Genomic DNA, 18,628 nt, shown 5'->3' with positions numbered 1-18,628 from the left:
AGCGTGCGGTGCGCCTCAGCGCTGCGTCGTGCGGGATGGTTGCTCGAGCAGCAGGAAGAAGCTGCGGATGCGCCGCGTGGTCCAGAGCGCGGCGGCCCGGTCCAGCGTTTCGTTCTCGACGTCCTGCGCCGTGACTGCGCGCGCAGGCACGTGCGCCGACGGGCGAACGGGTTCCTGCACCGGCTGCTGGTGCTGCTGCTGACGGGATTGGAATTGACGCATGGCAAGGCTCCTTCGCGTTGAAGGGCCTCGTGCACGGACACACGCAAGCTGACTGAAATAGTCAGTGACGGAGAGCGACGGGATTCGGAAGGGGAGAACCGCTGGCCTGAATGGCGAACGGGTCACGCTGCGTGCACGGCGGCCGCAGCGCAAAGGAGCCTGCGCTAGAGGGCCGGATGTGTCACGCCTGCCGAGGCACGCGTCTTGTCACTGATCCAACTGGCACTGTCCACGCACGGGGCTCCGAAGTAAAGATACGCGATTGTTGCACTGCGTCATAAGGGGCGTCAACCCTTGGCTCGGTTTTGCGCGGGGCTATCCATCGCGCTCAGCTGGCGGTCAGTTGGCGTTGCACTGGAACAGAACGCCGGATTCCGCGGGCGCCTTTCCGAGCCATCGCGGCGTCTGGCCCTTGGCGCTGCAGTAGTCGGCAGCCTGCGTGTACGTGACGGCACGCAGAACGCCATCACGGAAAGGAACCACCTGGTTGGGAGGCACCGAGCAGCCGGTGACGAGCAAAGCGAGCGGGAGAAGGGTGCGCCAATTCATCGGGCCATTCTAAGACCCGAGGGCTACTCGCAGAGCGCGCGGATCGCCGGCGGAATCGGCACCGCGCGGATGCCGCCGCCCTCGCGTTTTGCGGCAAAGATGCGCACCTCTTCGCACTCGAGAATGAGCTCGTCGCCGCGCGTCACGCGGTAGGTCTGCACAAAGCTCTTGTCGCGCCACTCTGTGATGCGCACCGCAATCTGCAGCGTGTCGCCGTAGCTCGCGGCCTTGACGAAGCGCGTGTGCGTGTCGACCAGCGGCGTGCCGATCACGCCGAGCGTCTGCGCCGTTTCCTCCCAGCGCGGCACGCCGCATTCCGCGAAGAAGTGGCGCGAGGCCGCGTCGATCCAGCGGAAGAAGTTGGGAAACCAGACGATGCCGGCCGGGTCGCAGTCGCCGAACTCGACGCGCGCGGTGTAGGAGATTTCTTTGCTGCTGCTCATCGGTTCATTGTCGTGGCTCTCAATCCGCGATGATCTTCCGGTCGCGGATCAGCGCGCCGAAGCGCTGCGAATCGGCCGCGGCGCGCTGCTGGAACTCGGCGGGCGAGCCCGGCACCGCATCGCCGCCGAGCGCGGCAATGCGGTCTTTCACCGCCGGCAGCACGAGCGCCCGGTTGATCTGCGCATTGAGCTGCGCCACCACCTCCGGCGGCGTGCCCGCGGGCGCATAGAAACCGAACACCGTGTCTGCGTCGAAGCCGCACAGGCCCGCCTCGTCGAGCGTGGGCACATCGGGAAAGAGCGGCGAGCGGTGCGGGCTGCCCACCGCCAGCAGCCGCAGCTTGCCGGCGCGCACCTGCTGCAGGCCGATGCCGGGATCGAAGGCGTAGTCGATCTGGCCCGCGAGCAGGTCCTGCAGGGCAGGCGCCGCGCCGCGGTAGGGCACGTGCAGCGCGAAGACGCCGGCCTGGCTCTTGAACATCTCGCCGGCCAGGTGCGGCGAACTGCCGCTGCCCGGCGAACCGTACGAGAGCTTGCCGGGGTTGGCCTTGAGGTACGAGATGAACTCGCGCACATTCGTGGGCGGCAGCGAAGGCTTGGCGACCAGAAAGACCAGCACGCGCGCGGCCGCGGCCACCGGCACCAGGTCTTTGGCCGGATCGAAGCTCATCCGCGAATACAGGTGCGGGTTCACCGACACCATGCCGCCCGAGCTCATGAGCAGCGTGTAGCCGTCGGCAGGGGCGCGCGCCGCCGCCTCGCCGCCGACGTTGCCGTTGGCGCCCGCGCGGTTTTCGATCACCACGGGTTGCTTGAGCGCCTCCTGCAGCGGCTGCGAGACCGCGCGCGCGATCTGGTCCGCGGCGCCGCCGGGCGGGAAGTTGACGATCACCTTGATCGGCTTGGAGGGCCAGGTGTCGGCATGCGTCTGCACGTGCGTGCAGGCCAGCAGCGCGCAGGCGGCGGTGAACAAGAGGCGTCGCCGCCAGGGAAGGGCGTGGTGGGGCATGGTGTCGTGTCTCCTTGGTTGTTATGAATTCAGGATCGGGCGGTGGCGGACGGCGGCCGTTTCATCCAGCGGATAGGCTGCGCCTGCACCGGCCTCGGCGCGGCGCCGTGGCGCACCAGCGCGGCGTCGAGCGCCTTGCCGCCTTCGTCGGCCAGGGCTGCCTCGCGCGCCGCGGCAATCGCTTCGGCACGTGTTGATGCGGGCAGCGCTGCGCGGCCCGCGAGTTCGTCGATCACGTGCAGCAGGTTGTGCTTGCCGCGCTCGTTGGTGCTGCCGTAGCCCTTGATGAGTCGGCCGCACAGCGCAAGTTCGTGGCCCAGCGCCCAGGCTTCTCGCGTGCCGGTTACCACGGCCGCGAGCCAGCGTTCGATCAAGGCCTGTTCTTCGGCGAAGCGCTGGCCTCGGCGGCGCAGCCACTTCAGCGAAGACAGCAGCCGCAGCGACGCCATGCCGAACACCGAGTGGCTGCCCACCTTGAGCGGCAGCGCCCAAGGCTCGCGGCCGCGTGCCTGGCGCCCCCGGTCCCACGCCGTCACGCGGCGCGAAAGACCAGGCGGCAGCAACGCGGCGAACTCGGGCGCGCCGGGCTTGAAGTGGTCATAGACCTTCACGATGTCTTCATCGGTGGCCCGCACCTCCTGCCGCACGCGCTGTGCGCGGCCTGCGCGGCCTTTCAGTGCGGCCACGCGCACGATGTCGTCGAAGGCCATCCACAGCGCGAGCCAACGCGCGGCTTCTCGGGTGACGGCGAAGCCGCGCGCGCCCGCCGGGTCTGCCGCGCGTTCGGCATCGAGCACCTTGGCCAGCCGATCGGCGTAGAGCCCGGCGTAGGCGGTGTCCTGGTAGTCGAGCACGCGCGCATGGCCGAGCGCGAGCATGTTGTGCACCGCCGGTGGAAAGCGCCGCGCCAGTTCATCGGGCAGCGCTCGGGCCGGTGGCGGTGCGTCGTTCGTGTCGCCGGCCATCACGCTGCTCACGAAGGCGGCTTGTGCGCGCGGCGCGCTTACCGCGTCGAAGGCGGCGGCAAATCCGCGCAGGCTTGCGGCGGCCATCTTGCCGAGCTTTTCAGGCGCGCTGGTGTCGCCGCCGCGCACCACGTGCTCGTAGGCCCCGCGCGGGAACGGAAAGAGGCCGCTGCCCGCAATGGCGCCGAGCATCACGGCGCTGACCACCGTGCCGGCCTCGCGCGCCACGGCGTTCATGTCGAACACATGGTGTTCGCGGCTGAAGGCCTTGACCACGTCGAGCAGTTGCTGCCCATCGGCGCGGCCGTCGCCGGGCTGCATGCGTTCGGCCGTGGTGAAGATGCGTGCCGAAGAGCTGATGACCAGCGTGCGCAGCGGCGCGCTCATGCCGTTGCCGATCTGGCGCGCGGTCTCGAGCAGTTCCGACGACACGATGGCGTCGAGCGCGCCCGGCACCGGGCTCAGGCTGAACACAGGCCGCCTGCCGCCGAGCTGCGCGAGCGGCACGGGGAACACTTCGATGTAGTAGGTGGTGGCGCCGGTGCGCTGCGCCACGCCGGGAATCGATGTGCTCTGCGCGGCATAGCCGGCGTGGCGGGCAATGTCGACCAGCCACTCGGTGAGCACGCCGCCGCCTTCGCCGCCCAGGGCGCAGACGAGAAGGGTGATGGGTCGGTTCTGTTCCATGGCGTGACTCATGCGGGTTGAAGGGCACGCACCACGGCACCGCGCAGCGAGTGCAGCAGGCGTTCATGCCACTTCGGGTTCTGCACCACCTCGGCGCGATAGAAGCTCGGGCACAGCGTGGCCGCGTGCGCGTTTTCGCCGCACAGGCCGCAGCCCACGCAGCCGTCGATCACCGTGGCCACGGGGTCGACCTTGAGCGGATCGGGGTTGTCCTTCAGCGTGAGCGTGGGGCAGCCCGAAAGGCGGATGCAGGCGTGGTCGCCGTTGCACACGTCTTCGTCGACGCCGTATTTCACGCGCACCACGCGCTCGCCCTTCTTGAGCAGGCCTGCAATCCAGGGCTTGATGCGGCGCTGGCGCTCCAGCTGGCACTCGCCTTCGGCGATCACCACCTTCAGGCCGTTGAAGTCGCTGGTGAGCGCTTCGGTCAGCGTCTTGCGCATGCGTTCCACGTCGTAGGTGGTTACCGTGCGCATCCACTTCACGCCCAGGCCCGTCAGCGTGGCCTCGATGGTCTGGTTCTTGTCGACCAGGCTCTGCTGCTTGTCGACCGCGCGCTCCTTCATCTCGTCGTCGGGCGTGGAGATGATGTCCTGCGTGCCGGTGGCCGAGGTGTAGCCGTTCTTGAAGATCAGCAGCACCGCGTCGTCGTCGTTGAAGAGCGCGCTCTGCACGCCCGTGAGCAGGCCGTTGTGCCAGAAGCCGCCATCGCCCATGATCGACAGCGTGCGCCGGTTCATCATCGGCGCCACGCCCGCGCGGCTCGCCAGGCTCATGCCGTAGCCGAGGATCGAATGCCCCATCGAAAAGGGCTCGAAGGTGCCGAAGGCGTGGCAGCCGATGTCGGCGGCAATGTGCACCGGCCCGGTTTCCTGCTGCGCGAGCTTCAGGGCAGAGAACACCGGGCGCTCGGGACAGCCGACGCAAAAACTCGGCGGCCGGTTGGGCAACAGCGTGGAGAGCTGGCGCGCCACCGCCTCGCGGCGCTCGCGATTGCCCGCAAGCCAAGCCTCTGCGGACGACGAGGCTTCGCTCGGCGCGATGTACTTCGCAGCAAACACGCCGATGCCGCCCGCGAGCACCTCGACGCCGTACTCGCCCGCCGAAGGCAGCATGTCCTTGCCGTGCAGCGGTGTCTGGATGTCGCGCCGGCGCAGCAGCGTGGCGATGTCCTGTTCGATGTATTCGGGCTGGCCTTCTTCCACCACCAGCACCGCGCGCTTGCCCACGCAGAAGTCGGCCACCTGTTCGGGCACCAGCGGGTAGGTCACGTTGAGCACCAGAATCGGAACGTCCGTCCCGCCGAAGGCATCGGCCAGGCCCTGCTGCTGCAGGCTGCGGATCAGCGCGTTGTAGAGCCCGCCCTGCACCACGATGCCGAGGTCGGCATGGCGGCTGCCCGCAATCAGTTCGTTGAGCCCGTGTTCCACGATGTAGCGCCGCGCCGCCGGAATGCGCTCGTCGCCCTTGAGCTTCTCGTGCCGGAAGGTGACGGGCGGATGCGCCAGCCGCATGTAGTCGAAGCCCGCGGGCTCGCTCATCAACGCCCGGGTCGACACGGCGGGCGCGATGTTGTCCTTGCATTCGAAGCTGCCGCGCACATGGCAGGTGCGGATGCGCAGCTCCATGAGGCAGGGCATGCTCGAGGCTTCCGAGAGCCGGAAGCCGTGCTCCACCATGCGCACCATTTCGCCGAGATCGGGCCGAGGGTCGAGCAGGCACATGCTCGACTTGAGCGCATAGGCATGCGTGCGCTCCTGGATCACGCTCGCGCCTTCGCCATAGTCCTCGCCCACCACGATCAGCACGCCGCCGGTCACGCCGGGCGACGAGAGGTTGGAGAGCGCATCGGCCGCCACGTTGGTGCCCACGATGGACTTCCACGTCACGGCACCGCGCAACGGGTAGTGAATGGAAGCGCCGAGCATTGCGGCCGCGGAAGCTTCGTTGGAGCAGGCCTCCACGTGCACGCCGAGCTCGTCCATGTACGCCTTGGCCTGCACCATCACGTCGAGCAGGTGCGAGACCGGCGCGCCCTGGTAGCCGCCGACATAGGCCACGCCCGATTGCAGCAGGCCTTTGGTGATCGCGAGAATGCCCTCGCCGTGGAATGTGTCGCCGGCGCCCAGGCGCAGCGATTGCACTTCCTTGCTGAATGAAACTTCCAAGAGATTCGGCTCCGGTGGGTTGATGTGAATTGAATGGTTCGGGGCAAGGGCGCGCGTTCCCCGCGCCGCGCTTTCGCCGGCGTTGCGTTGCGGTACCGGCTGCTACTTGCCGGGCGGCTTGGCGGCTGTGCCGGGGAAGCGCGCCACGTAATAGGCCAGGGTGTCCAGGTCTTCCGGCGGGATGCCGCTCAGCGCCTCGGTCATGGCTTGCGTGTAGCCCGGCCGCTTGCCGGTGCGAAAGCCGTGCAGCGTCATCTGCAGATAGTCTTCGCGCTGCTGCGCGATGCGCGGCACCTGCTGCCCGCCGCTCAGGTCGGCGCCGTGGCAGATCACGCAGCGGTGCGTTTGTGCCAAGGCCTGGCCGCGCGCCATGCGCGCTGCATCGGGCGGCGCCGCCGGCGGCGGTGCGGGTACGGCCGGCAGCGTGGCGATGAATTCCGAGAAGCCGCGCAGGTCCTCGTCCTTCATAGTCTTTGCCACCGCCGACATCGCGGGGTTGTCGCGCCGGCCTTCGCGGAACAGAAACAGCTGCGTGATGGCGTAGAACGAATGCTGGCCCGCGAGCACCGGTGTTCCCGCCATGTCGCTGCGCCCGTTCGCGCCGTGGCACGACGCGCACACCGCCGCATAACGCTGCGCATAGGCTCCCTGTGTCGCCTGCGTACCCTGTGCACTGGCAGGCGGTGCCGCTGAAGCGAGGAACGTCATGGCGATGCCCGCAATGCCCTGCGTGAGGGAGAGGCCCCTGCTCATCGGCCGCCGTAGCTGATGCGGTAGATGGCGCCCGCGTGGTCGTCGCTCACGAGCATGGAGCCGTCCTTCAGCACCAGAAAGTCCACCGGCCGGCCGAGATAGTTGTTGTTCTCGACAAAGCCCGTCATGAAGGGCTCGACCTTCGCGCCGCCCTTGCCGTCCGGCCATGCCACGGCAATGTCGGCGTACCTGACGGTGCGGTTCCACGGGCCATGGCGTGCAATGAACATGGCACCGCGGTACTTGGTCGGGAACATCTTCCCCTTGTAGAAGGCCAGGCCCAACCCGGCGGCGTGCGGGCCGAGCAACGCGGCGGGCTTGGTGAACTCGCCGCAGTTCTTGCCCCAGCCGAACTCGGGGTCGGCGATGTTGCCCTGGTGGCAGTACGGGTAGCCGAAATGCTGGTTGGGCGCGGTCACCACGTTCAGTTCGTCGTTCGGCAGGTCTTCGCTGAGCCAGTCGCGCCCGTTCTCGGTGAACCAGAGGTTGCCGGTCTTGGGGTCGAAGTCGAAACCCACCGTGTTGCGCACGCCGCGCGCCACGGTCTCGATGCCGCTGCCGTCCAGGTTCATGCGAAAGATGCGCGCATGCTTCTCGTCGGGGTCGCAGATGTTGCAGGGCGCGCCGACCGCGTAGTAGAGCTTGTCGTTGTGCACGCGCAGATAGCGCCAGCTGTGGTCCTGCCCGCCGGGCAGCTTGTCGTTGAGCACCGCCGGCGTGCCGGGGTTGTCGAGTTTGTCTTCGATGCCGTCGTAGCGAACGATCTGCTTGTGCGTGGCAAGGTAGAGCGCGCCCTTGTGATATTCGATGCCGGTGGCGAACTCGGTCTTGTCGACGATGGTCCTGGGCTTGCGGTCGCCCTTCTCGGCAATGGCATAGACCTTGTTGCCCACGAAGAGCGTGCTCACGAACACCGTGCCCTTGTCGCCTTGGCGCAGCGAGCGCGCGTCGAGAACGCCCGAGGCCCAGGTCTCCACCTTGAAGCCCGGCGGCAGCTTGAACTTGGCGGTGGGCAGCTGGTCGGCCGCGGTGGGAATGGGAAAAGAAGGAACCGGCGCCATGCGCGTGGCCGCCTCTGTCTTGGGACGCCCCTTGGCCCATCCCGGCTCTTCGGCCGGAGGCTGCTGGGCCCATGCGGCGGTGGTGGCAACGCAAAGCAGGGCGGCAATTGCCGCATGCGGACGCAGTCTGGCCATGTCTTGTCTCCTTCTCGTGGGTGGGCTCTTGGTGTTTGCCGAAGGTCTCTGCCGGCAACGGCGGCCAGTGTGCGAGCACCGCGCAAGCTCTTCAATAAAATAATCGAGCTAAGTAATATGCATGTCATGCATATACAAACGATGGACCTCAACCTGCTGCGCCTGTTCGATGCGGTCTATCGCGCGCGCAGCGTGAGCCGCGCCGCCGAAGAGCTGGGCCTGACGCAACCGGCGGCGAGCCACGGGCTGGGCCGGCTGCGCCTGCTGCTGAAAGACGCGCTCTTCACGCGTGCGCCGGGCGGCGTTGCGCCGACACCGCGCGCCGACCGGTTGGCGGCCGCGGTGCAGTCCGCGCTCAACACGCTGGAAGAAGCGCTGCAGGAGCCCGGCCGCTTCGAGCCGCGGGCGTCGCGCAAGACCTTTCGAATTCACATGAGCGACATCGGCGAAGGCCGCTTCCTGCCCCCGCTCATGGCGCGACTCGGCGAGCTGGCGCCCAACGTTCACATCGAGACCCTGCCGTTGCCGCCGACGGAAATAGCGCCCGCGCTCGACAGCGGCCGCATCGACTTTGCCTTCGGCTTCCTGCCCAAGGTGCGCGACACGCAGCGCAAGCACCTGCTGAAAGACCGCTACATCGTGCTGCTGCGCAAGGGCCATCCGTTCGCGCGCGGGCGGCGCAACAGCCAGGCGCTCATCGAGGCGCTGCAGACGCTCGAGTACGTGGCGGTGCGCACGCATGCGGAGACGCTGCGCATATTGCAGTTGCTCAATCTGGAGGAGCGCGTGCGGCTCACCACCGAGCACTTCATGGTGCTGCCGGCCATCGTGCGCGCCACCGATCTCGCGGTGGTGATGCCGCGCAACATTGCGCGCGGGTTTTCAGCGGAGGGCAGTTACGCCATCGTCGAGCCCGCTTTTCCGCTGCGCGATTTCACGGTGTCGCTGCATTGGAGCAAGCGCTTCGAGGCCGATCCGGCGAACCGCTGGTTGCGAGAAGTGATTACCGCGTTGTTCTCGGAACGGCCGTAGAAGAAAGCTCGCGCAGCACAACCAAAGTACGCGCCGCGATGCGCGGTTTTTTCAGCGGGCTGCGCGTCTAAGCCCCTACAAAAAATAACCCAAGTTGTTGCACCGCAACGTTGATTCAACGCGTTTTCTGCCTGAAATACGTTGAAAGCTTTCGCATTTCGATAGTGCAAATCGAATGCTCACTTCTCGATGAATTCTTTCGCGCTCAATGTTTCGCGAGAACGCTTCTTCGACGAAAAAGCGTCATCGAAATTGATGCAACCACTTGTACATTGGTCCGGCAGTGTGAACGGATTTTCACCGCGGGCTACCAGCATTTCTTCTTGAGCGGCGGGTGCGCCACGCGTCCATTTCACGCGCACATGCATCGTTGCCGATTTCATTCAAGACCTCATGGAGAAGTGCATGACGACCGTCGTTCACCAGGGAAAAACAGCACCCCTCACATCGGGGCAAATGGCGATGTGGCTCGGCGCAAAGTTCGCTTCACCCGACACCAATTTCAATCTTGCCGAAGCCATCGATATCGACGGTGAGATCGATCCCGCAATTTTTCTCGCTGCCATGCGGCAAGTGGCCGATGAAGCCGAAGCCACGCGCCTGAGCTTTGTCGATACGGAGCAGGGGCCGCGCCAGATCGTGGCGCCCACTTTCACCAGCGAAATTCCATACCTCGACGTGAGCGGCGAGTACGATCCGCACGCCGCGGCGGAACGCTGGATGCGTGCCGACTTCGCCCGCAACATCGACCTGGCGCAGGGGCAGCTGTGGCTCTCCGCGCTGATCCGCATCGCACCCGACAGGCACATCTGGTATCACCGCAGCCATCACATCGTGCTCGACGGATTCGGCGGCGGCCTCATTGCGCGCCGCTTCGCGGACGTCTACAGCGCAATGGCCGCGGGCAACGCCGAGATTCCGGAAGCGTCGCGCCTGGCGCCCATCTCGCAACTGGCCGAGGAAGACAATGCCTACCGCGAGTCGGGCCGCTTTCCGCGCGACCGCCAGTACTGGACGGATCACTTCGGCGATGCACCCGACCCCCTGAGCCTGGCCTCGCACCGGTCTGTCAACGTCGGAGGCCTGCTGCGCCGGACGGTGCACCTGCCGGCAGCCAGCGTGCAGGCCTTGCAAGGGATTGCGCAAGAGCTGGGAACCACGCTGCCGCAAATTTTGATTGCCACCACCGCGGCCTACCTGTACCGCGCCACTGGCACCGAAGACATGGTGATCGGCATCCCCGTGACGGCCCGCCACAACGACCGCATGCGGCGCGTGCCGGCCATGGTTGCGAACGCACTGCCGCTGCGCCTGGCGATGCGTGCCGACCTTCCCATTCCGGAGCTGATTCGCGAAGTGGGGCGCCAGATGCGGCAAATTCTGCGGCACCAGAGCTACCGCTACGAACACTTGCGCAGCGACCTGAACATGCTGGTCAGCAACCGGCAGCTGTTCACCACCGTGGTCAACGTCGAACCCTTCGACTACGACTTCCGCTTTGCCGGGCATGCCGCCAAGCCGCGCAATCTTTCCAACGGCACTGCCGAAGACCTGGGCATCTTCCTGTACGAGCGCGGCAACGGGCAAGACCTGCAGATCGACTTCGACGCCAACCCGGCGGTGCATACCGCCGAGGCATTGGCCGACCATCAGCGCCGGCTGCTCGCATTCATGACTGCGGTGATCCGGCAGCCGGACCAGGCCATCGGCCACATCGACCTGCTCGGCGCCGACGAGCGCAGGCAACTGCTGGTGGACTGGAACGACACAACGCACGCGGTGCCGGACACCACGCTCACGGCGCTGATCGAAGCACAGCTTGCAGGCAACCCGCAAGGCGTTGCATTGCGCTTCGAAGGGCAAGCGATGCGCAACGGCGAGCTGAACCGGCGCGCCAACCGGCTGGCCCATCTGCTGCGCGCGCGCGGCGCGGGCCCGGAGCGCACCGTGGCACTTGCCATTCCGCGCTCGCTGGAGCTGATGGTGGCCTTGCTGGCCACGCTGAAGACCGGCGCCGCCTACCTGCCGGTGGATCCCGATTTTCCGCAGGACCGCATCGCCTTCATGCTCGGCGATGCGCAGCCGGTGTGCCTGATCACCACCTCGGCGCTCGCGGAGACGCTGCCGGGCGATGCATCGCAATTGCTGCTCGACCTGCCGCAAACGATTGCCGAACTGGGGACTTATCCCGACACCGATCCCGATGCGGCAACAGACCCTGCGCACCCGGCCTACGTGATCTACACCTCGGGCTCCACCGGAACGCCGAAAGGCGCGGTGGTGTCGCATCGCGCCATCGTCAATCGCCTGCGCTGGATGCAAGACCGCTACGGCTTGCAGGCCGACGACCGCGTGCTGCAGAAAACGCCTTCGAGCTTCGACGTGTCCGTGTGGGAATTCTTCTGGCCGCTGATCGACGGCGCCACGTTGGTGCTGGCGAAGCCGGGCGGCCACAAGGACGCGGCGTACCTGGCCGGGCTCATCGCCGACGAAGGCATCACCACCATTCACTTCGTGCCTTCGATGCTCGAGGTCTTTCTGCTCGAGCCCGCGGCCTCCGCATGCACCACGCTGCGGCGCGTGATCTGCAGCGGCGAAGCCCTGTCGCCCGCACTCCAGTCGCAGTTCCAGCAGCGGCTGTCTTGCGAACTGCACAACCTCTACGGACCCACCGAGGCCGCCGTCGACGTCACCTCGTGGGAGTGCCTGCGCGAGCCCGGCGCAGAGCCGGCATCGGCGAGCGTTCCCATCGGCCGGCCGATCTGGAACACGCAGATGCATGTGCTGGACAGCGGCCTGCAACCGGTGCCCCCGGGCGTGGCCGGCGAGCTGTACATCGCCGGCATCGGCCTGGCGCGCGGGTACCTGAACCGGCCGCTGCTGAGCGCTGAACGCTTCATTGCCAACCCCTACGGAGCCCCTGGCAGCCGCATGTACCGCAGCGGCGACCTCGCGCGCTGGCGCACCGACGGCAGCCTCGACTTCCTGGGCCGTGCCGACCAGCAGGTGAAGATCCGGGGCCTGCGCATCGAGCCTGGCGAGATCGAAGCGGTGCTGCTGCGGTTTCCGCAAGTTGCCCAGGCGGCCGTCATCGCGCGCGAAGACACGCCGGGCGAGAAGCGCCTGGTGGCCTACGTGGTTGCCGCGGACTCGGCCGACCCGCAGGCTGCGGAACTGCGCGACCACCTGGCGCAGGCCTTGCCCGACTACATGGTGCCCTCGGCCTTCGTGAGCATGCCGGCGCTGCCGCTGGGCCCCAGCGGCAAGCTCGACCGCAAGGCGTTGCCGCCGCCGGAGTTGCAGGCAGCCACGCCCTATGCCGCGCCGCGCACGCCCACCGAAAAGATACTGGCCGGCCTCTGGGCCGAGACGCTGCATTTGCAGCGCGTGGGCATTCACGACAACTTCTTCGAGCTCGGCGGACACTCGCTGATGATCGTGCAGCTGATCTCGATGATCCGGCAGCAGTTCATGATCGACCTGCCGGTGGACACGCTGTTCCAGGTGTCGACCATTGCCGGACTTGCCGAGCTGCTCGACCAGCAATCGGGTGCACGCCCGAGCGTCACGCCGATGCCGCGTCCGCTGCGCATTCCGCTGTCGTTCGCGCAGCGCCGCCTGTGGTTGATGAACCAGCTGGCAGACGCCAACCCGGCCTACAACATGCCGCTGGCGTTGCGCCTCTCGGGCGTGCTGGACCGCGCGGCGCTGCATGAGGCGCTGGGCGACCTGGTACAGCGCCACGAAAGCCTGCGCACCATCTATCCGAATGAAGACGGACTGCCGTACCAGCACATTCTGGGCGGCGAGCAGGCACGGCCCGCGGTGATCGAAGCCGCCAGCAGCGAAGAAGAAATCGCCGCGCAGCTGCATGCCGCGGCCCGCCGCGGCTTCAAGCTCGACAGCACCGTGCCCTTGCGCACCCACCTGTTCAGGTTGGCCGCCGACGAGCACGTGCTGTTGCTGCTGACGCACCACATCGTGGGCGACGGCGCGTCGCTGCTGCCGCTGGCGCGCGACCTGAGCGTGGCCTATGCCGCACGGTGCGAAGGCAAGGCGCCGGGCTGGGCACCGCTGCCGGTGCAATATGCCGACTACGCGCTGTGGCAGCAGCAACTGCTCGGCAGCGAAGACGACCCCGACAGCATGGCTGGCCGCCAGCGGGAGTTCTGGCGCGAGACTTTGCGCGACCTTCCGGAGCGGCTGAGCCTGCCGGTCGACCGGCCCCACCCGGCTGTTCCCAGCTACGGCGGCGACGTGGTGCCGATGCAGATCGCACCGCGCGTGCACGAACGCATGCTGCAGCTGGCGCGCGACGGCCAGGCCAGCGTCTTCATGGTGCTGCAGGCCGCGCTCGCGGGGCTGCTCCACAGGCTCGGCGCCGGCGACGACATCGCGATTGGAACGCCGGTGGCCGGGCGCAGCGATCACGCGCTCGACGAGCTCATCGGCTGCTTCGTCAATGCGCTGGTGCTGCGCAACGACCTCTCGGGACAGCCGAGCCTGCGCGAACTGATCGCGCGGGTTCGCACCACCAACCTCGCGGCCTATGCGAACCAGGAGTTCCCCTACGACCGCATCGTGGAACTGCTGCGGCCCGGACGCTCGGGCGCCAACCTGCCCTTGTTCCAGGTCATGCTGGGATTCCAGCAGGGCGGCAACCGGCTGTCTTTCAGCCTGCCGGGCCTGTCGATCACGCCGCAGCCGGTGGCCGTCGACACCGCGAAGTTCGACCTGTCGTTCATCCTCGACGAGCTGCGCGGCGCAGACGGCCTGCCGGGCGGCATTGCGGGCGGCATTCAGTACAGCACCGATCTGTTCGATCGCCGCACGGTCGAGTCCATCGCGGCGCGGCTGGCTCGTTTGCTGGAAGAAGCGTGCGATGCGCCCGACGAGCCCATCGCCAGCCTGGCCATCCTGAGCGCCGAGGAAAACCGCCTCCTGCTGGACGACTGGAGCGGCAGCGCACGCGAGCTGGCGCCGCTCACGCTGGCCGACATGGTGCAGGCCCATGCCACCGCGCGTCCGCATGCGGCAGCGGTGGTGCTCGACGGCGCCACGGTCAGCTATGCCGAGCTCGATGAGCGCGCCAACCGGCTCGCGCACCTGCTGCGCGGCCGGGGCATCGGCGCCGGCGCCATCGTCGCGACGGTGCTGCCGCGTTCGCTCGACCTCGTGGCGGCGCACCTGGCCGTCGTCAAGGCCGGTGCGGCCTACCTGCCCATCGACCCGAACCACATGGCGGGTCGAAGCGCTTTCGTTTTCGGAGAGGCGGCTCCCGCTGCAGTGCTCACTCACGCCGCGCTGCTGCCGCAACTGGCCGGTGTTTCCCATTGCCTGGCGCTCGACAGCGATGAAACCGTGGCGGCGTTGGCCATGCAGCCGAACGATGCTCCGGTGCACGCGGAACCGGTCGGCCCCCAGGATGCCGCCTACATCATCTACACCTCGGGTTCCACCGGCATGCCGAAGGGCGTGGTGGTGCCGCACGCCGGTTTGAACAGCCTCGGAACGGCCATGGCCGAGCGGCTCGCCATCGGCGCTGATTCGCGCGTGCTGCAGTTCTCGTCCAGCGGTTTCGATGCGTCGGTCATGGACCAGCTGATGGCTTTCCACGCCGGTGCCGCGCTCGTGGTTCCGGCGGCCCGGCAGCTGCTGGGCACGGACCTGGCCGAGCTGCTCGAAAGGCAGCAGGTCAGCCATGCGCTGATTCCGCCCGCCGCACTGGCGACCTTGCCGCAGGGCGAATTCCCGCATTTGCAAACGCTGGTGGTGGGCGGCGATGCATGCCCTGCCGCGCTGGCCGCGCAGTGGTCGCAAGGCCGCCGCATGATCAATGCCTACGGGCCGACCGAAATCACCATCTGTGCAAGCATGAGCGCGCCGATGAATGCCGAAGAGCCGCCGTCGATCGGCCGGCCGATCTGGAACACGCGGATGTATGTGCTGGACGACGGCCTGCAGCCGGTGCCGCCGGGCGTCGCGGGCGAGCTCTACATCGCGGGCAGCGGCCTGGCGCGCGGCTACCTGAACCGGCCGCTGCTGAGCGCCGAGCGTTTCATTGCCGACCCTTACGGCGCACCCGGCAGCCGCATGTACCGCAGCGGCGACCTGGCGCGCTGGCGCAGCGACGGCAGCCTCGACTTCCTCGGCCGTGCCGACCAGCAGGTGAAGATTCGCGGCTACCGCATCGAACCGGGCGAGATCGAATCGGTGCTGCTGAAGCACCCGCAGGTGACGCAGGCGGCCGTGATTGCGCGCGAGGATGTGCCGGGCGACAAGCGCCTGGTGGCCTACGTGGTGGCCGCGGTGGCCGCGGCCGATCTGCAGCCGGGCGAATTGCGCACACACGTGGCGCAGGCCCTGCCCGACTACATGGTGCCGTCGGCCTTCATCCATCTCGAGTTCTTGCCGTTGAGCCAAAGCGGCAAGCTCGACCGCAAGGCGCTGCCCATGCCCGAGCAGCAACAGGCCGCCACGCTGTATGCCGCGCCCCGCACGCCCACTGAAAAGCAGCTGGCCCAACTCTGGGCCGAGACCCTGCAGCTGGAGCGCGTCGGCATCCACGACAACTTCTTCGAACTCGGCGGCCATTCGCTCATGGCCATCCAGCTCGGCATGCGCATTCGCCAGCAGATGCGCCCGGACTTTCCACATGCGGAGGTGTACAACCGCCCGTCGATCGCCGAGCTGGCTGCATGGATCGACAACGCCGGCGGCGCGGCCGAGGCATTGGACCTGTCGCGCGAGCTCGACTTGCCCGCGCACATTCGCCCGCAGGACACTGCGCCCAAGCTGGTTCCCAACCGGGTGTTCCTGACCGGCGCCAGTGGTTTCGTCGGCAGCCATTTGCTGGCCGCGCTGCTTCGCGACACGGCGGCCTGCGTGGTCTGCCACGTGCGCGCGCCCGATGAGGAATCGGGCAAGCTGCGCCTGCAGCGCACGCTGGCCCAGCGGCAGCTCGGCGCGATCTGGGACGACGCGCGCATCAAGGTGGTGACCGGCGACCTCGGCAAGCCCCGTCTCGGCCTCGACGACGGCGCCGTGCAGCTGGTGCGGGATGGCTGCGACGCCATCTACCACTGCGCCGCGCAGGTCGACTTTCTGCATCCCTACGCCAGCCTCAAGCCCGCGAATGTCGACAGCGTGGTCACGCTGCTCGAATGGACTGCGCAGGGCCGCGCCAAGAGCATGCACTACGTTTCCACGCTGGCCGTGATCGACCAGAACAACAAGGACGGCACGGTTACCGAGGAATCGGCGCTGGCTTCGTGGAGCGGGCTCGTGGACGGCTACAGCCAGAGCAAATGGGTGGCCGATGCGCTGGCCCGCAAGGCGCAGGCGCGCGGCATGCCGGTGGCCATCTACCGGCTGGGCGCGGTCACCGGCGACCACGCGCATGCCATCTGCAATGCCGACGACCTGATCTGGCGCGTGGCGCACCTCTATGCCGACCTGGAGGCGATTCCCGACATGGACCTGCCGCTCAACCTCACGCCGGTGGACGACGTGGCGCGCGCCATTCTGGGGTTGGCGGGGCAAGAGGCCTCATGGGGCCAGGTGTTCCACCTGATGAGCCAGGAGGCGCTGCGGGTGCGCGACATTCCGCCAGTCTTCGAGCGGCTGGGCATGCGCCTGGAGCCCGTGGGGCTGGAATCGTGGCTGCAGCGCGCGCATGCGCGGCTGGCCGCCGGGCAAGACCGCGACCTGGCCGCGGTGCTGGCCATTCTCGACCGCTACGACACCTCGGCCACGCCGCCGCAGGTGAGCGGCGCGGCCACCCACGCGCAACTCGAAGCCATCGGCGCGCCCATCCGGCCGGTGGACCGCGATCTGCTGCAGCGCTACTTCGTCGATCTGGGCATCGACACCAAGACGCGCCGCACCCTGGAAACCACCACCAGTTCTTCATAGGAGGATTCGCATGGCACGCTATCTCATTGCCGCCACCGCCTTGCCGGGGCACGTCTTGCCCATGCTCGCCATTGCCCAGCACCTGGTGGGCCTCGGGCATGAGGTGCGGGTGCATACCGCAAGCCAGTTCAGGGCGCAAGCCGAGGCCACCGGCGCGAGCTTTACCGCCTTTGCGCCCGCCATCGACTACGACTACCGGCAGCTCGACCAGCGCTTTCCCGAGCGCCAGCGCCTGTCTTCGGCGCATGCGCAACTGTGCTTCGGCCTGAAGCACTTCTTCGCCGATGCCATGGCGCCGCAGCTGGCGGGCCTTCGCACCATCCTGCGGGATTTCGATGCCGACGCCATCGTGGTCGACACGATGTTCTGCGGCACTTTTCCGCTGCTGCTGGGCCATCGGGAAGACCGGTCGGCCATCGTGGCCGTCGGCATCTCGGCGCTGCCGCTCTCCAGCTGCGACACGGCCTTTTTCGGCACCGCGCTGCCGCCGTCGTCCACGCCGGAAGGTCGGCAGCGCAATCGGGCGATGAACGCCAACCTCAAGCAGGCGATGTTCGGCGACGTGCAGCGCTACTTCGACGCCTTGCTGGCGCGCTCGGGCTCTCCCGCGCTGCCGGATTTCTTCATCGACGCCATGGTCAAGCTGCCGGACCTCTACCTGCAGCTGACGGCGGAGTCGTTCGAGTACCCGCGCAGCGACCTGCCCGCATCGGTCCGGTTCGTCGGCCCGCTGCTCGCGCCCGCCAGCCGCGACTTCACGCCGCCCGACTGGTGGCATGAACTGGACGACGGCCGCTCGGTCGTGCTGGTAACGCAGGGCACGCTGGCCAACCAGAACCCGGCGCAGCTGATCGGCCCGACCCTGCAGGCGCTGGCGGGCGACAAGAACACCCTCGTCATCGCCACCACGGGCGGCCCGGTGCCGCCCGGCCTGAGCGCGAACCTGCCCGCCAATGCCCGTGTGCTGCCGTTCCTGCCCTACGACCGGCTGCTGCCCAAGGTGCATGCCATGGTGACCAATGGCGGCTACGGCTCCGTCAACCATGCGCTCAGCCTCGGCGTGCCGCTGGTGGTGGCGGGCACCACCGAAGAAAAACCCGAAATCGCCGCGCGCGTGGCCTGGTCCGGCGCCGGCATCAACCTGGGCGGCGGCCAGCCGGGCGCGCGCCAGATCGGCGATGCCGTGCGCAAGGTGCTGGGCGAATCCACCTACCGCCGGCGTGCCGCCGCGCTGCGCGAGGATTTCGCGCGGCACCGCGCGCTGGCCGGCATTGCCGAAGCCCTCGAGATGCTGCGAGAGACAACCTCCGCCTACGCGGAAATGGCTTGAAGCCAAGCAAGGAAATCGACCATGAGCAATCCGTTCGACGACAAGAACACCAGTTTCCAGGTTCTGGTGAACCACGAAGGGCAGCACTCGCTGTGGCCCGCCTTCATCGCGGTGCCCGCCGGCTGGCAGGTGGCGCTGCCAGCGACCGACCGGGCCGCCTGCAGCGCTTTCATCGAAGCCAGTTGGGCCGACATGCGGCCGCGCTCGCTGGTGGCGGCCAGCGGGGCCTGACACCGCCGCCCCCTCGCCACCGGCTCCCGCCATGGGGCGCGCTCACGCCCCATGGCCCGGGAATTGCTCTCGCTCTCCAGGGTTTCCCCTTAGGCCGCATACCCGCGTCCACATACGCAATATGGCTCT

At 67.7% G+C, this 18,628-nt stretch carries 13 protein-coding genes; 4 read left to right on the top strand and 9 right to left on the bottom strand.

Going from position 1 to position 18,628, the window contains the following annotated elements:
- Positions 1-15: 15 nt before the first annotated feature.
- The 8 genes from ABIC94_RS06115 to ABIC94_RS06080 all read right to left on the bottom strand — a co-directional run bounded on the left by ABIC94_RS06115 (position 16) and on the right by ABIC94_RS06080 (position 7,992).
- The gene (locus ABIC94_RS06115; RefSeq protein WP_354372124.1) at positions 16-222 is read right to left on the bottom strand and encodes a hypothetical protein; all 207 of its coding nucleotides are present in this window, start codon (positions 220-222) and stop codon (positions 16-18) included.
- A gap of 339 nt (positions 223-561) precedes the next feature.
- Positions 562-771: a hypothetical protein gene (locus tag ABIC94_RS06110; RefSeq protein WP_354372123.1), complete on the bottom strand. Its 210-nt coding sequence runs from the start codon at positions 769-771 to the stop codon at positions 562-564.
- Positions 772-794: 23 nt separating this feature from the next.
- Entirely contained in the window at positions 795-1,214 is a 420-nt protein-coding gene (locus tag ABIC94_RS06105; RefSeq protein ID WP_354372122.1) for an acyl-CoA thioesterase, read from the bottom strand.
- 19 nt (positions 1,215-1,233) lie between these two features.
- The gene (locus ABIC94_RS06100) at positions 1,234-2,223 is read right to left on the bottom strand and encodes a Bug family tripartite tricarboxylate transporter substrate binding protein (RefSeq protein ID WP_354372121.1); all 990 of its coding nucleotides are present in this window, start codon (positions 2,221-2,223) and stop codon (positions 1,234-1,236) included.
- A gap of 29 nt (positions 2,224-2,252) precedes the next feature.
- On the bottom strand, positions 2,253-3,875 hold the full coding sequence (locus ABIC94_RS06095; protein WP_354372120.1) for an indolepyruvate oxidoreductase subunit beta family protein: 1,623 nt from the start codon (positions 3,873-3,875) through the stop codon (positions 2,253-2,255).
- Positions 3,876-3,883: 8 nt separating this feature from the next.
- Positions 3,884-6,043: an indolepyruvate ferredoxin oxidoreductase subunit alpha gene (locus ABIC94_RS06090; RefSeq protein ID WP_354372119.1), complete on the bottom strand. Its 2,160-nt coding sequence runs from the start codon at positions 6,041-6,043 to the stop codon at positions 3,884-3,886.
- A gap of 102 nt (positions 6,044-6,145) precedes the next feature.
- The gene (locus ABIC94_RS06085; RefSeq protein WP_354372118.1) at positions 6,146-6,796 is read right to left on the bottom strand and encodes a c-type cytochrome; all 651 of its coding nucleotides are present in this window, start codon (positions 6,794-6,796) and stop codon (positions 6,146-6,148) included.
- The gene (locus ABIC94_RS06080; protein WP_354372117.1) at positions 6,793-7,992 is read right to left on the bottom strand and encodes a PQQ-dependent sugar dehydrogenase; all 1,200 of its coding nucleotides are present in this window, start codon (positions 7,990-7,992) and stop codon (positions 6,793-6,795) included. Before ABIC94_RS06080 ends, ABIC94_RS06085 begins: the two co-directional genes overlap by 4 nt.
- A 126-nt stretch (positions 7,993-8,118) precedes the next feature.
- On the opposite strand from ABIC94_RS06080, the gene ABIC94_RS06075 reads away from it, so the two are divergent.
- Positions 8,119-9,024: a LysR family transcriptional regulator gene (locus tag ABIC94_RS06075; protein WP_436317942.1), complete on the top strand. Its 906-nt coding sequence runs from the start codon at positions 8,119-8,121 to the stop codon at positions 9,022-9,024.
- A gap of 179 nt (positions 9,025-9,203) precedes the next feature.
- On the opposite strand, the gene ABIC94_RS06070 is transcribed toward ABIC94_RS06075, so the two are convergent.
- Positions 9,204-9,407, bottom strand: coding sequence for a hypothetical protein (locus ABIC94_RS06070; protein WP_354372115.1), 204 nt, complete (start codon positions 9,405-9,407; stop codon positions 9,204-9,206).
- 22 nt (positions 9,408-9,429) lie between these two features.
- On the opposite strand from ABIC94_RS06070, the gene ABIC94_RS06065 reads away from it, so the two are divergent.
- Genes ABIC94_RS06065 through ABIC94_RS06055 form a run of 3 tightly spaced genes read left to right on the top strand, consistent with a single transcriptional unit; the run spans position 9,430 to position 18,499 of the window.
- Positions 9,430-16,938, top strand: coding sequence for a non-ribosomal peptide synthetase (locus ABIC94_RS06065; RefSeq protein ID WP_354372114.1), 7,509 nt, complete (start codon positions 9,430-9,432; stop codon positions 16,936-16,938).
- Between the two features lie 10 nt (positions 16,939-16,948).
- Entirely contained in the window at positions 16,949-18,268 is a 1,320-nt protein-coding gene (locus tag ABIC94_RS06060; protein WP_354372113.1) for a glycosyltransferase, read from the top strand.
- 21 nt (positions 18,269-18,289) lie between these two features.
- A complete protein-coding gene (locus ABIC94_RS06055; protein WP_354372112.1) occupies positions 18,290-18,499 on the top strand; it encodes an MbtH family protein in 210 nt (69 codons plus the stop codon).
- The last annotated feature ends 129 nt before the right edge of the window (positions 18,500-18,628 follow it).

Source organism: Variovorax paradoxus (assembly GCF_040544635.1).
GTDB classification, from domain to species: domain Bacteria; phylum Pseudomonadota; class Gammaproteobacteria; order Burkholderiales; family Burkholderiaceae_C; genus Variovorax; species Variovorax paradoxus_R.
The sequence above is the reverse complement of the archived record's forward strand: the minus strand, read 5'-3'. Positions and strand labels throughout refer to the sequence as shown.